The organism is Burkholderia cepacia, from assembly GCF_001039005.1.
In the GTDB taxonomy this organism is placed as follows: domain Bacteria; phylum Pseudomonadota; class Gammaproteobacteria; order Burkholderiales; family Burkholderiaceae; genus Burkholderia; species Burkholderia theae.
In genome coordinates, this window is sequence record NZ_LDWR01000059.1 from 14,485 (window position 1) to 27,471 (window position 12,987).

General features: G+C 62.4%; 9 protein-coding genes and 1 pseudogene. 4 read left to right on the forward strand and 6 right to left on the reverse strand.

Features of this window, described 5'->3' with window-relative positions; all coding sequences use genetic code 11:
* Positions 1–136 precede the first annotated feature (136 nt).
* Together VL15_RS31135 and VL15_RS31140 are read left to right on the forward strand one after the other, a co-directional pair.
* Positions 137–4,048: a Dyp-type peroxidase gene (locus VL15_RS31135; RefSeq protein WP_048250585.1), complete on the forward strand. Its 3,912-nt coding sequence runs from the start codon at positions 137–139 to the stop codon at positions 4,046–4,048.
* A 196-nt stretch (positions 4,049–4,244) separates the two neighbouring features.
* Positions 4,245–4,874 (forward strand): annotated as a pseudogene (locus tag VL15_RS31140) (IS110 family transposase); the annotation flags it as partial.
* A 266-nt stretch (positions 4,875–5,140) separates the two neighbouring features.
* Here the strand turns inward: VL15_RS31140 and VL15_RS43345 are convergent.
* Positions 5,141–5,776 carry a Tn7 transposase TnsA N-terminal domain-containing protein gene (locus tag VL15_RS43345; RefSeq protein ID WP_230684565.1) on the reverse strand — a complete coding sequence of 212 codons (636 nt, stop codon included), beginning with the start codon at positions 5,774–5,776 and terminating at the stop codon, positions 5,141–5,143.
* A 1,345-nt stretch (positions 5,777–7,121) separates the two neighbouring features.
* Between VL15_RS43345 and VL15_RS31145 the strand changes: the two genes are divergently transcribed.
* Both VL15_RS31145 and VL15_RS31150 read left to right on the forward strand, forming a co-directional pair.
* Complete coding sequence (locus tag VL15_RS31145) at positions 7,122–7,739, forward strand: LysE family translocator (protein ID WP_048250586.1); 618 nt, start codon at positions 7,122–7,124, stop codon at positions 7,737–7,739.
* A 108-nt stretch (positions 7,740–7,847) separates the two neighbouring features.
* Positions 7,848–8,096, forward strand: a complete 249-nt coding sequence (locus VL15_RS31150) for a hypothetical protein (protein ID WP_048250588.1) — start codon at positions 7,848–7,850, stop codon at positions 8,094–8,096.
* Between the two features lie 57 nt (positions 8,097–8,153).
* Here VL15_RS31150 and VL15_RS31155 read toward each other — a convergent pair whose 3' ends face one another.
* The 5 genes from VL15_RS31155 to VL15_RS31175 form a co-directional block, all read right to left on the reverse strand.
* Positions 8,154–9,512, reverse strand: coding sequence for an MFS transporter (locus tag VL15_RS31155; protein ID WP_048250589.1), 1,359 nt, complete (start codon positions 9,510–9,512; stop codon positions 8,154–8,156).
* A 164-nt stretch (positions 9,513–9,676) separates the two neighbouring features.
* Positions 9,677–10,063, reverse strand: a complete 387-nt coding sequence (pcaC, locus tag VL15_RS31160) for a 4-carboxymuconolactone decarboxylase (RefSeq protein WP_048250590.1) — start codon at positions 10,061–10,063, stop codon at positions 9,677–9,679.
* A 10-nt stretch (positions 10,064–10,073) separates the two neighbouring features.
* Positions 10,074–10,859 (reverse strand): 3-oxoadipate enol-lactonase, encoded by a 786-nt coding sequence (gene pcaD / locus VL15_RS31165; RefSeq protein ID WP_048250591.1) that lies wholly within the window; start codon positions 10,857–10,859, stop codon positions 10,074–10,076.
* The gene (locus tag VL15_RS31170) at positions 10,859–12,232 is read right to left on the reverse strand and encodes a 3-carboxy-cis,cis-muconate cycloisomerase (protein WP_048250592.1); all 1,374 of its coding nucleotides are present in this window, start codon (positions 12,230–12,232) and stop codon (positions 10,859–10,861) included. The genes pcaD and VL15_RS31170 overlap by 1 nt, the downstream gene beginning before the upstream one ends.
* A gap of 88 nt (positions 12,233–12,320) precedes the next feature.
* Complete coding sequence (locus tag VL15_RS31175) at positions 12,321–12,977, reverse strand: CoA transferase subunit B (RefSeq protein WP_048250594.1); 657 nt, start codon at positions 12,975–12,977, stop codon at positions 12,321–12,323.
* Positions 12,978–12,987 lie beyond the last annotated feature (10 nt).

Here is a 12,987-nt window from a genome sequence, read left to right on the forward strand (position 1 = left end):
CGTTCGTAATGCATTCCTTCTCATATCGACCGTGCTCGCCCCGAAATGGGCTATCGCGACAAAACCCATTGTCTCAGGCGCGGCAGCAACTCCGAACGGTTCCCACAAGCATCCACCTTAATCAGGAAATACGATCATGAGTGAACTGACATTCAATGAGCGTTTCACCGAGGTCTGGAAACATACGCAACGCGGCCTGGTTTACCCCGCGCCTTTCGCGATTTTTTCGAGTTTCTGGCTCAAGAATCCGATTACCCGAAGCGAGCTTGCGATGCTGATGCAGGAGGTCCGGCGCGAGATCAACACCGACCCGCGGCTCGGCAGCAAGAACACTACGTTGGTTGCCGGCGTGTCCTTCGAAAACTGGGCCCTGATTTGCGAGCAGGAGAAGATGCCCCTGCCCAAAGGGATGCGGCTGCGCTACCCGCAGGACGATCATCCCCTCCGCTCGAAGGTCTTCGACGCGTCCAACGGCAACTTCAAGGATTCGGAGGCAAACCTCTGGTTCCACATCAAGAGCGACGACGCTAAAGCGTGCGACATCGTGCTGGAATTGACCGAGAACTGGCTGCGCGAAAACACCCGTGATTCGTTTCATCAAAGCGCGGCCAGCAAATCAGGCGGCAGCGACAAGCCGAACGGCGGCAGAGTGCTCGGTTGCCGCTTTGCCGAGAACCTGAACAATCCGTCCGATCCGATCTCGCTCGCGAAACATTCGATTGTCGGCGTGGACGATGTCGAGCACTTCGGCGCGTCGTTCGTTCTGTCGCAGCGATTCCTGATCAACTGGGATCAAATCAACATGATGTCGGAAGATCAAATCGAAGATCTGATTGGCAGAAAAACCGACGACACCATCATCCCCGACCGCGATACCCGCTCGCACATCAAGGCGTCGCGCGTGCAGGACGAGTTCGGCAACACCACGCCGGTGCTGCGCCTGGGCCTGCCTTTCGGCAACGCGCAAACCGGCACGACCTTTCGCAACCCGAAGTCCGTGACCGCCGCCGATGAGGAAGGCATCTATTTTGCCGGCTTTGCCAAGGAGATCGGCATCCTCGAGGATGTCATGCAAAACCAGATCGGCGCCGTTCATGGTTTCATGAACGACCGTCTGTTCAATCATCTGCGCTCGGACCTGGGAGGATTCTTCTTCGTTCCCAGCCTGCAGGATCTCGGGCTGCTGGACGACGACGCCTATGCCAATAACTTCGATGCGCTGAATCGCGGCACGTGGGACAAATTTCCGGGCGTCGACTGGTCGAGGCTGGATCGCCACTTCACGGTCGCCTCCGAGAACGGGTTGATGTACTACAACCATAGCAACTACCTGTTCAACATGGCGACCAAGCTGAATAAACGCAGCGACTATTTCGAGGCGCCGTCGAACCGGATACTGAGCCTGCTCGAGAATGCTTTCTCGCTGTGGCAAGACAACTGGTACTTCAACCGCAAGCAGGAAGAAATCGAGCACGACATCGCGTATTACATGGCGCAGTTCGACTTGCCCGGCAAGCCGGCCGACGTCATGCGGGAATCCATCATGTTGCGCAAGGGCTGGGCGATCCGCCTGAGCCTTCACCTGTTCACGTCGCCGGAATATGGTTTCCGCGGCCGGCGCATCCACTTGAGCGACGGCCGCCTGATCCCGTATTCCGCAGCGAAGGAAGAAGAAGGGACCGTGGTGTACGGCTCCGACACCTTCCGCATCTTCCCCGAGGAAATCATCGTCGGAGCCATGCCAAACCTGACGCTGGGCGAAGGCCGCTACGTGATGAAATACCTGAGCGAAGCCGAGCGCTTGAACGGGTTCCTTGCCAACTTGAGCGAAGCCTCCGGCGTCGGCCACGTCATTCCCGATTACCGGAAAGCCCTCGACCTTGGTCTTAGCGGGCTGTTGAACGAGGTCGCGCAATACGAAAGGAAGGCCGCCACCCAGCAGCAGCGGGAGCTCTATCAATCGACGGCATTGGCGCTGCAAGGTATTTCCGAGTACTTCATGAACTATGCCGATCTGGCCAAGCAGATGGCGCAGGACATGCAGCCGGGCCAAGCGTGGGAGCAGCAGAATCTGACGGCCATCGAACGGCGCATGCGCAAGCTCGCGACGGAAAAACCCGGCAGCTTCGTCGAAGCGGTGCAATTCATTTTCACGTTGCACACCTGCCTGCACTTGAACGGCGAGCCGACGGCATTCGGCCGCATGGACCAACTGCTGCAACCCTATCTCGACCGGGACGCCATCACGCTCGAGGAAGCGCAAGAGATCATCGACGCCTTCTACATCAAGCTCGACGAAAAGATCCAACAGAACCGCATCTTCATGGAAGACCATCAGCCGTTCGGCAATCTGGCGATGGGCGGCAGCTCCGGACCTTATCCGCAGGGCGCTTCGCTCGGTCAATGGATCCAGCAGATCACCGTCGGTGGGACCGTGGCGGACGGCGAGACGGATATGGCGAAGACCAAGCCGGCCTACAACGACGTAACCCGCCTGTTCATCCGCGCATCCGGCCGCTTGCCGCTCAATGCGCCCTGCCTGTCGCTGCGCACCCGCAAGGACATCCCGGACGAGATCCTGGAAGAAGCCGCGCACGCGATACTATCGGGCGGCGCGCATCCTATCCTGCTGAACGACGAGACGCTCATCGAGGGCCTGTGGCGCAGCGGCGACGACGTCGGCGGCGAGCCGCTGCAAGGCAACAAGGCGTGGCGGTCGGCCGTGGAGATGAAATCGGCGCAGAACTATGCGTGCGACGGCTGCTACGAGCCCCAGTTCCCCGGCGAAAACTGGTTCTCGCTAGGCGGCTTTTCCACGTTGCAGCCGCTGGAGTGCGCGCTCAATCAAGGCAGGACCTATTCCAGCGCGGGCCAAAGCTATCTGTTCGGCCAAACGGTATCGCTGACCACGAGGCCCGCCGAGCAGATCGAAAGCTTCGACGCGTTGCTGGCGTTGTATCGGCAGCATTTCGAATGGCTCAACCGCAAGGCGTTCAACGGCCAGTTGATGAGCTACGGCAACAATACCCAGTATTGCCCGTCTCCGATCCTGAATGCGTTGATGGACGACTGCCTGGCCAAAGGCCTGGATTTCTACAGCGGTGGGGCCAAGTACAACATCTATGGCCCTTGCTATATTGCGCTCAGCTCCACCATCAACTCCCTGTACGCGATCAAGCGCCTGGTGTTCGACGACGAGACCGCCGTCACCACCTTGCCCGAGTTGCTGGAATGCCTGTGCTGCGATTGGGGCTACAAGATGACGGAGCCCTTCATCAGCAAGCTCGCAGGGGAAAGCCGGATCACGGCGCGCGCCGACCGTTTCAAGCGCTTGCGCGAAGTGGCGTTGTCACTGCCCCGCTACGGCCGCGGCCATGCGGAAATCGACGCCTTCGGCAATACCATCGTCGAGCTGGTGGCGCAGATTTCGATCGAGACGTTTACCCAGCCTTGGCCGCAGCTGCGCGACACCCTGCAGAGCTTCGCGAGCAAATACGGGACGGCCGATCATCCGTTCGGAATTCAGATTCAGCCCGGCGTCGGCACATTTGAAAACCATGTGGAGATGGGAGCCTGGAACGGCGCCAGCGCGGACGGCAGACGAACGGGCACGACGGTCGCCTCCGACATGAGCGCGGCGCCGAGTCCGGCGGATTTGCCGGTCGAGCATCAGTACGCCGGCTTCGCCGAAGCATTGGCAGGCTTTGAAGGGAGCGGCTCGAGCCTGATGTCCGATGGCGCACCGAGCGACTTCAATATCGCCGAGGATTTCCCGGCCGAGAAATTGAAGCAAGTTCTGCGTCAATTTGCGCAAGGAAAGGGATCCAACATTTTGACCGTGACCGTGGCGAACCCGGACACCTTCGCCGATGCAATCGGCTCGCCTGAGAAATACGATTTGCTTCGCGTTCGCACCGGCGGCTGGACGAACTTCTTCACATCGGTGTTTCCGGTGATACAGGAGCAACATCGGCGGCGTCCCGTTTCCTTGCCGGAGGAGGTGAAAGCGGATCCGGGCAGGCAATGTCCGTTTCATGTGGGGCGATAGGTAGCTCGACGAAGCGCATCCCATGCAGAAGACCCATCTGCATGGGATGATTTGTGTACCAACGGATGTTCGTGGCGGTCGGCGGTAGCCGCGGCTCGTGCCAGGTAATCGGATGGAGCCGTCCTGGTCATCTCAGTCGTTCCACATGGCGAGAGGCGGATCGACGTCGATCTTGGCCTGGTCTCCAATCCTGAAATTGCTCTACGAGTTCGGCGTCGTGTTGCCTCAAGGCCGTCGTGCATCGATCGACGCCGCCAAAGCCGCGCTGGCGTCACTGGCCGACGAGTTGCTAGACAGCCTGCAGGATCAGCTTTCGCGACTCCGTGCGCTCGATGAGCAGATTGCTCGGATCGAGCAACGCATTCTCAATTGGCGGCGCAATGACGATGCATGCCTGCGCATCTCGGAGATTCCAGGCGTGGGCGTGCTCACGGCAACTGCCGCGGTTTCGGTCATTGGACAGGCAAGAATGTTTCGCTCGCGGCGGGAGTTTGCCGCCTATCTCGGTCTCGTGCCACGGCAGAACGGCTCGGGAGGTAAGATCAAGCTCGGTGGGATCAGCAAACGCGGTGACGTTTATCTGCGGACGTTGCTGATCCACGGCGCGCGATCGGTCATCTCGAGCTCAAAGCACTTGCCGGAGCGTTTGCGTCAGATGCTGTCTCGACGACCAACTAACGTTGTGGCTGTTGCACTCGCAAACAAGATGGCGCGAACAATCTGGGCGCTGCTGGCATATGCTCGTCGTTCAAATCCCTCGCTACCCGCGCGAGCACTTCTTCGATATGGCGCCGACCGACACATCGATTCGCGAGCACCTCTCTGATGTAGGAAAGTCGCGTCGTCCCCATTCGTACGTCATCGTCCTTGAAGGTCGAAGCATCTCGACGTCGAACCGTGATCGGCTGAGCACCCACTTCTGCAATGCTGTCGCGGTCAACTTGCCAGACGCCTGACTCGTGGCGCCCCCAGAGTTCAATTTCGTCGACACGCAGAATGTCCGCCACTTGAGACTCCAGCTGGATCCGACCGTCGGGCAAGCGATTCAGAACGCGCCACTTGATATCCCCTTCGACGAACGTCACCCCCGTTTTAAGCAAAAATCGGCGCATGTTGGATCTCCGATTGTCCAACGAGAATTTCCGAATCTCGCGTAAACGGCTGATCGACATCGATCCCCGCCGCGCTGTTTGCTATCCACATCAGGGCCCGTTCTTCAGTACGAGCAAGATGGACAAGTGATCGCACTGTGCCGGGTTGCACGTGCGCGACTCTTTCGCGTGTATCTAACACGTCGGCGTCAGTCATCCTGCCCCGCCACGGACGCAACAATTTAAGCGTGTCGTGGCGTGGCCATGCGTGGGTAATGGATTCGTCCCATATGGACAGGGGACATCCAAGGTTGGCTAAAGTGGATCTTGCACGGGCCAGGCGATCGGCAACCGACGGGCGCCGAAGTTCTCTACGTGGCTTGATCTCGACATACTGAATTTCGTCATCGCGTAGGATGACTTCATAATCTGGCGTGTACCCGAAGGCGTCGCCATCGCCGCAGATTTCGAATTGCTTGTCTTGGCAGCTTCGGTAGCGCGTTACTTGTGGAGAGAACTCAAGTAGCAAACATGCGGCCTGTTCACCGAGTGAGTGCCAAGGCACCTGACACTGGTTTTTGACGGAAGGAAAGAAACCCCGGAAGTTTGTACCCGACCGCGAAAATTTCGAAGGCATGAATACGTCTCCTGTGTCCGGCAAGGACACCTGGGAAGGGCGCTTGGTTTGTATGGACGAGCGCCGACAGCGTGAACAAAAAGTTCACGAACCGAGGAGACGAACAGGATTGACTCGACCGGGGAAGTAGCTATACTGAGGTTGTCGAGACCGTAGTACAGCCGCGTTCCGCGCGGACGAGGAAGCCAGTCCATCTCTGATGTGATTGGCTTTTTCACTTTATGGCATTAGCGCCTCCTGTTTCGTAAGCGGGTTCGACCAAGGTATGAAGCATGTACGGCTTCTGCCGGAATGTAAGACTCGCCCATGTTCCACGTGGCCGAGAATGTTTTTGTGCCGTTGGCTAACTCAGCCAATCGTCAGCGCGCGCGTCAGTATCGATTCTGTGTCACGCATCCAATCCATGCATTGGCACTCCGCGCTGTGCATCTACGATCGTGGCTAACCAATGCGCCACGTCCTTGGAATATGCATGCACCCCTCGCCGATGTTGCAATCGCACTGCCGGCACCGGCAAGGTATTGCGATGTGCGGCTTGTCGGAAGGCGTCAACGGACTCGTAGCCGAGTTCTCGCCACAGTGCATTCGGCGGAATCAGCTCGCCATACAACTCCTGTAGACGCGAGAGCTGCGCACGGCCTGAGAAATCAATAGGAAAAACGGAAGACGTAGCGGAAGGACATGAAGTCATGCTGATACGCGACCGGAAGCGCGCCTCTCATTAACGAGTTCACGGGGTACATTTCCCGCCCTGGTTGGGCAAGAGCTCGTCTGAGGGTCCGCCACATCGCTGACGCGATGCGTATCCTCCGGCAGGTGATCCTGAGCAAAGGATCTATAAAGCGCGTAGGCACTGCCCGAGATGACCGGGCATTGCAATCGATCTATTTGATTTGTCATGACTGCGCAAGTGGCAATACTCGACGACACTCCGTCTCGGATCGCGCGCTCACAGCTCGACAGCTTATGCGCTCGTCGGTGTCACACCATCCTCAGACACCCTTGATAGTGAGCAATCACTTATCTAAATGCAAGCATACAACTCAAGCATCTTCCGCATTGAAAATTTCACACAATCATTGAAATTGAAATATTTTTTCCATGACAGATGAAATACCTTGACAATGAATCAAGATTGGTCGAAAGGGCAATCAATTATTCAGAGACAACATATTGAGAAGTCGGACATCTTTTCTGCGAGACAACAGACAGGTCATTCGAGAACCGACAACAACCCACCTCCTCCCCGTACCGGCAATCGTCAAACCAACTGTACCGGTACTGTACCGTCAACCGTCGCTAAACTGATCTCCATCCCAGTCTCGAACCGAATGGAGAATCCGCGATGGAATTCCTCACCCTGAGCGCGCTGCCCGCCGGCATGCTGTTCGCGCTCGTCACGTCGATCACGCCCGGCCCCAATAACACGATGCTGCTCGCATCCGGCGTGAATTTCGGTTTCCGCCGCACGATGCCGCACCTGTTCGGCATCAGCATCGGCGTCGCGATCCTGATGCTCAGCGTCGGCTTCGGCCTCGGCGAAGCGTTCAAGCGCATGCCGGTGCTGTACACGATCCTCGAAGCCGCGAGCGTCGCTTACCTGCTGTACCTCGCGTGGCGCATCGGCACGTCGGGCGAAGTGAAGGCGCACGGCGCCAAGCCGCGGCCGATGACGTTCATCGAGGCCGCCGCGTTCCAGTGGGTCAACCCGAAAGCCTGGATGATGGTGCTGACCGCCGCGACGACGGTCCGCCTGTCCGCCGACTACGGGATGAACGCCGCGTGGATGGCCGTCGTGTTCATCCTGATCGGCTTTCCGTGCATCTGCCTGTGGGCCGCGTTCGGCCTCGGCCTGCGGCGCTTCCTGTCGAACCGCCGCGCATTGCGCACCTTCAACGTGACGATGGCCGTGCTGCTGATCCTGTCGCTGTATCCGCTCGTCGTGCACCTGCTGCCGCAGTGAGCGCTCACAGCGCGCCCGTTGAGGTTCACGCGATGCAGGCGTACCCTTTTGGTACGGGCGCGCGCAGCCGCTTCGCCGGTTCCGCCGCTGCTTCCGGGAGAAACGCCGATGAAGCCATTGCTGAGGACGGGCGAACACATCGAGGGGATGCACTGGGTCGCCGAGTATCACCCGCTCACGCACGACATCCGCGTGCTGCGCGACAACATCGAAGTCGGCACTTACTGCGCGCCGCCCACGCTGTTCGGTGAAGAGGAGGAGATGGGCGCCGCGAACCTCGCCGATCATCGCGGCCGGGAGGCCGCGCTGCGCGCGTATCTGCGCAACTTCGTCAAGGAACACGACGCGGAAGAATAACGGCGCGAAGGACGCCGCTCACCGCGGGCCGGCGCATCGCACCGGCCCGCGCGTCGCTCAATGCCCGAGCGACTCGATCTTGCCGGCAGGCTGCGCGACGCCATGCGGCCGCGCCATCTGCTTGACCAACAGCGCGACGCACGCGAGCAGGCCCGCGACGGCGATCGTCGCAAACACCCCCGCGAACGAGAAGTGCCGGCGCGTCAGTTCCGCGACGAGGAACGACCCGGCGATCCCGCCGAAGCGGCCGACGCCGAGCATCCACGCGACACCGGTGCCGCGCCCCTCGGTCGGATAGAACGCGGCGGCAAGCGCCGGCATCGACGATTGCGCGGTGTTCATCAGCACGCCGGCCACGAACACGACCAGCACGAGCAGCCCCACGTTGCCGGCCGCCTGCCCGATCGCATACACGCTCACGGCGGTCAGCGCGTAGCACACGGCGATCACGCGGTTAGCGTTGAAACGGTCCATCAGCACGCCGCACAGCACGGCGCCCACGCCGCCGAGCGGGAACAGCGCCGAGATCAGCGTCGCGCTCTTCGGCGTCAGGCCGGCATCCTTCAGCAGGATCGGCATCCAGTTGATCGACGCGTAGAAGATCACGAGGCCCATGAAGTAAGCGATCCACAACATCACCGAGCCGACGATGTACGAACGCGACAGCACGACACCGAGGCCCTTGCTGCCCGTCTGCGGCGCGGCTTCGGTCATCGCGAACGAGCCGGCATTCAGCGCGTCGCGCGAGATGCGCGCGAGCGTCGCGCGGATCTTGTCGACCGTCTGGCCGCTCGCGACCATGAAGCGCACCGATTCCGGCATCTTCAGCAGCAACAGCACGCCGAGCAGCAGCGGCGTCACGCCGCCGAGCATCAGCACGCTGCGCCAGCCGAAATGCGGAATCATCCACGCGGCCAGGAAACCGCCGAACGCGGCGCCGAGCGGAAAGCCGCAGAACATCAGGTTGATCACGGTCGCGCGGCGCTTGTCTGGGCAGAACTCGCCCATCATCGTGACCGCGTTCGGCATCGCCGCGCCCAGCCCGACGCCGGTGACGAAGCGCAGGATCGTCAGGTGCCCGATGGTGGTGGAGAAGGCGGACACGAAACACGCGACGCCGAACAGGAACACCGAGCCGAGCAGCAGCGAGCGGCGCCCGAGCCGGTCGGACAGCGGGCCCGACACGAGCGCGCCGCACGCAAGGCCGAACAACGCGGCGCTCAGCACGGGTGCGAGATCGGGCTTGGTGAGGTTCCATTCGCCGAGCAGCGACGGCGCGATGAAGCCGATCGCGGCGGTATCGAAGCCGTCGAGCAGCACGATCACGAAACACATGAGGAACACGAGCCACTGAAAGCCGCCGAACGGCTGCTCGTTGATGAAGGTCTGGACATCGACCACGGGTGCGCGATTCATCGCGAGTCTCCTAGATGTATATAACGCGACCTCGAAGCCGCGCTTTTCCTTGTTCGCGCACCGGCCATCCGGTGCGCCGCGCGCCGATACTCTGCCGGCGCGTTATTGCATCGTCGACGGCCCGCCGACATCAGCGGGCCGCGCGATCGGGTTACCGCCGGTGTTTAACCGGCCTCGTCCTGTTCCTTGAAGATCTTGTCCGCGAGATGGAACGCGGAATTCGCAGCCGGCACGCCGCAATAGATCGCGGTCTGCAGCAGCACTTCCTTGATCTCGTCGCGCGTCACGCCGTTGTTGCGCGCGGCGCGCAGATGCAGCGCCAGTTCCTCGCCGCGGTTCAGCGCCACCATCATCGCGATGGTCAGCAGGCTGCGCGTATGGCGCGGCAGGCCGTCGCGCGTCCAGATCTCGCCCCATGCATAGCGCGTGATCAGGCTCTGGAATTCGTCGGTCACCTCGGTGCGGTTCGCGAGCGAACGGTCGACGTGCGCGTCGCCGAGCACAGCGCGACGCACCTTCATCCCTGCTTCATAACGTTCCTGGTCGTCCATCGCAGTAGCCTCACGCGGTCAGGAAATCGAGCAGCGCGCGGTTGAAGCCGCCGGTGCACTCGATGTTCGAAATATGCGCGGCATCGAATTCGATGTGAAGCGCACCGGGAATCGCGGCCGCGAGCGCGCGCCCCTGGTCGGGCGGCGTCGACATGTCCTTCGCGCCGGTCACGACGAGCACCGGCAGCGTGATGCCCTTCACTTCGTCGCGCAGGTCGGCCGCGTTCAGCGCGTCGCAGTTCGCTGCATAACCGTCCTTGTCGGTATGCACGAAGGTGTCGCGGATCGCGTCGAACAGGCGCGGCTCGCGTTCGACGAACGCGTCGGTGAACCAGCGCGGCAGCACGGCGTCGGCGAGCGCGGCCATCCCTTCGGCACGCGCCTTCTGCGCACGCGGCGCCCACACTTCCGGCGAACCGATCTTTGCGGCGGTGTTCGACAGCACCGCGCGAACGATGCGCGACGGGTAGCGCGCGGCCAGCGCGGCGCCGGTCAGCCCGCCCATCGAGATCCCGCAGAAATGCGCGCGCGCGATGCCGACGTGGTCGAGCAGGCCGATCACATCGCCGGCGAGCTGCTCGATCGTGTACGAACCGGCCGGCGCGTCGGAATGACCGTGGCCGCGCGTGTCGTAGCGCAGGATGTTGAAGTGCTGCGTGAGCGGACGGATCTGCGGCGCCCACATCTGCAGGTCGGCACCGAGCGAGTTCGAGAAGACGAGCCACGGCGCGTCGTCACGCGCGGCACGGTCGATCCGGTAATGCAGTTTCACGCCGTTGACAGTGGCGAAAGGCATCAATGTTCTCCTGGTTGGGTCGTGCCCGCATGCAGCGCGAGCACGGCGTCGACATAGGCCTGCGCCTCGCCGACGTAATGTGCGGGATCGAGCAGCCGCGCGAGCACGTCGCGCGACAGGTGCGCCGAGACGGTCGCATCGGCGGCGAGCACGTCGAACAGCGTTGCGCCGGTACGCACGGCTTCCTTCGACGCGTGCTCGACGACGTGATGCGCATCGAGCCGGCCGATCCGGTCGCCGAGCGCGAGCATCACGGCTTCGCCGAGGATCAGCCCGTGCGTCAGGTCGAGGTTCGCGGCAAGGCGTTCGGTATTGACGTCGAGCCCCGCGACGATCTGCGCGATCTGCGCGAGCGCGCCGCCCGTCAGGCGCGCGAGGTCGGGCAGCGCCTCCCATTCGGCCTGCCAGCCGCCGAGCGCGCGCTCGTGCTCCTGGACCATCCCCGCGAACACGGTCGCGACGAGGTTCGGCGCGCGCACGGCGGCGGTCAGCACGGCCGCGCAGCCGACCGGGTTGCGCTTGTGCGGCATCGTCGACGAACCGCCCTTGCCGGCAGCGGCCGGTTCGCCGAGCTCGCCGACTTCGGTCTGCATTTGCAGCGACACGTCGCGCGCGATCTTGCCAAGCGTGCCGATCAGCATGCCGAAGCAAGACGCGGCTTCCGCGATGCGGTCGCGCTGCGTATGCCACGGCACGGCCGGCGCCGCGAGCCGCAGGTCGGCCGCGAGCGCGGCCGTCACGCCGCGCGCGTGCTCGCGCAGGCTTGCGAGCGTGCCGGCCGCGCCGCCGAATTGCAGCACCAGCACGCGCGTGCGCAATTCGGCGAAGCGCGCGCGATGGCGCAGCAGTGCATCGAGCCATTGGGCGAATTTCAGGCCGAGCGTGATCGGCAGCGCCTGCTGCAGCCAGGTGCGGCCGATCATCGGCGTCGCGCGATGCGTGCGCGCGAGCGCCGCGAGCGATGCGCACACTTCGTCGAGCATCGGCTCGAGCACATCGAGCGTGTCGCGCAGCTGCAGCACGGTGGCCGTATCGATGATGTCCTGGCTCGTCGCGCCCCAGTGCACGAACTTCGCGGCCTCGGGGTCGTCGGCCTTCACTTGCGCGGTGAGCTGCTTGACGAGCGGAATCGCGAGATTGCCGCCGAGCGCCGCACCGTGCGCGAGCGCATCGGCGTCGAGCCGGCCGGCGTCGCACGCGCGTTCGATCGGCGCGACCGCGGCGGCGGGAATCACCTGCTGCGCGGCGAGCGCGCGCGCGAGTGCGGCCTCGACGTCGAGCATCCGCTGGATCGTCGCGCGGGGCGACCAGATCCGGTTGAGCGGCTCGGTGCCGCAGATGAGGGAGGTCAGGCGGGCGCTGTCTTCGAACATGGCATCAGATGAGGGAAACGGCGTGCGCCTATTGTCTACCCAAGCGTGCCGGCATGCGCACGAACGCGCGCGCCGGCACGCCTCCGGTTCAGGCAGCGGCCTTTTGCGTCGCGTCGATCAGCGGCACGCCGGTCAGCTTCTGCAGTTCGTCGAACGACAGGTCGGTGAAGATCTCGCTCACCGCGAGGCCGTCGGCCGTCACGTCGAGCACGGCGAGATCCGTGTAGATGCGGCTCACGCATTGCACGCCGGTGACCGGATACGAGCACTGCGCGACGATCTTGCTTTCGCCCTGCTTCGTCAGGTGCTCCATCATCACGAACACCTGCTTCGCGCCGATCGCGAGATCCATCGCGCCGCCGACGGCCGGAATCGCATCGGGCGCGCCGGTATGCCAGTTCGCGAGATCGCCGTTCGCGGACACCTGGAACGCGCCGAGCACGCAGTAGTCGAGGTGGCCGCCGCGCATCATCGCGAACGAATCGGAATGGTGGAAATACGCGCCGCCCGTGAGCAGCGTCACGTGCTGCTTGCCGGCGTTGATCAGTTCGTCGTCTTCGTCGCCGGGCGCGGGCGCGGGGCCCATGCCGAGCAGCCCGTTCTCGCTGTGCAGGAAGATTTCCTTGCTCGGGTCGAGGTGGTTCGCCACCAGCGTTGGCACGCCGATGCCGAGGTTCACGTACGCGCCTTCGGGGATGTCCTGGGCGACGCGCTTGGCCATTTCATCGCGGGTCAGTCGTTTCATCTGGATATCT

Coding starts and splice junctions, on each gene's coding strand:
- VL15_RS31135 (WP_048250585.1), top strand. CDS start 137: ATGAGTGAACTGACATTCAATGAGCGTTTCACCGAGGTCTGGAAACAT.
- VL15_RS43345 (WP_230684565.1), bottom strand. CDS start 5,776: ATGCCTTCGAAATTTTCGCGGTCGGGTACAAACTTCCGGGGTTTCTTT.
- VL15_RS31145 (WP_048250586.1), top strand. CDS start 7,122: ATGGAATTCCTCACCCTGAGCGCGCTGCCCGCCGGCATGCTGTTCGCG.
- VL15_RS31150 (WP_048250588.1), top strand. CDS start 7,848: ATGAAGCCATTGCTGAGGACGGGCGAACACATCGAGGGGATGCACTGG.
- VL15_RS31155 (WP_048250589.1), bottom strand. CDS start 9,512: ATGAATCGCGCACCCGTGGTCGATGTCCAGACCTTCATCAACGAGCAG.
- pcaC (WP_048250590.1), bottom strand. CDS start 10,063: ATGGACGACCAGGAACGTTATGAAGCAGGGATGAAGGTGCGTCGCGCT.
- pcaD (WP_048250591.1), bottom strand. CDS start 10,859: ATGCCTTTCGCCACTGTCAACGGCGTGAAACTGCATTACCGGATCGAC.
- VL15_RS31170 (WP_048250592.1), bottom strand. CDS start 12,232: ATGTTCGAAGACAGCGCCCGCCTGACCTCCCTCATCTGCGGCACCGAG.
- VL15_RS31175 (WP_048250594.1), bottom strand. CDS start 12,977: ATGAAACGACTGACCCGCGATGAAATGGCCAAGCGCGTCGCCCAGGAC.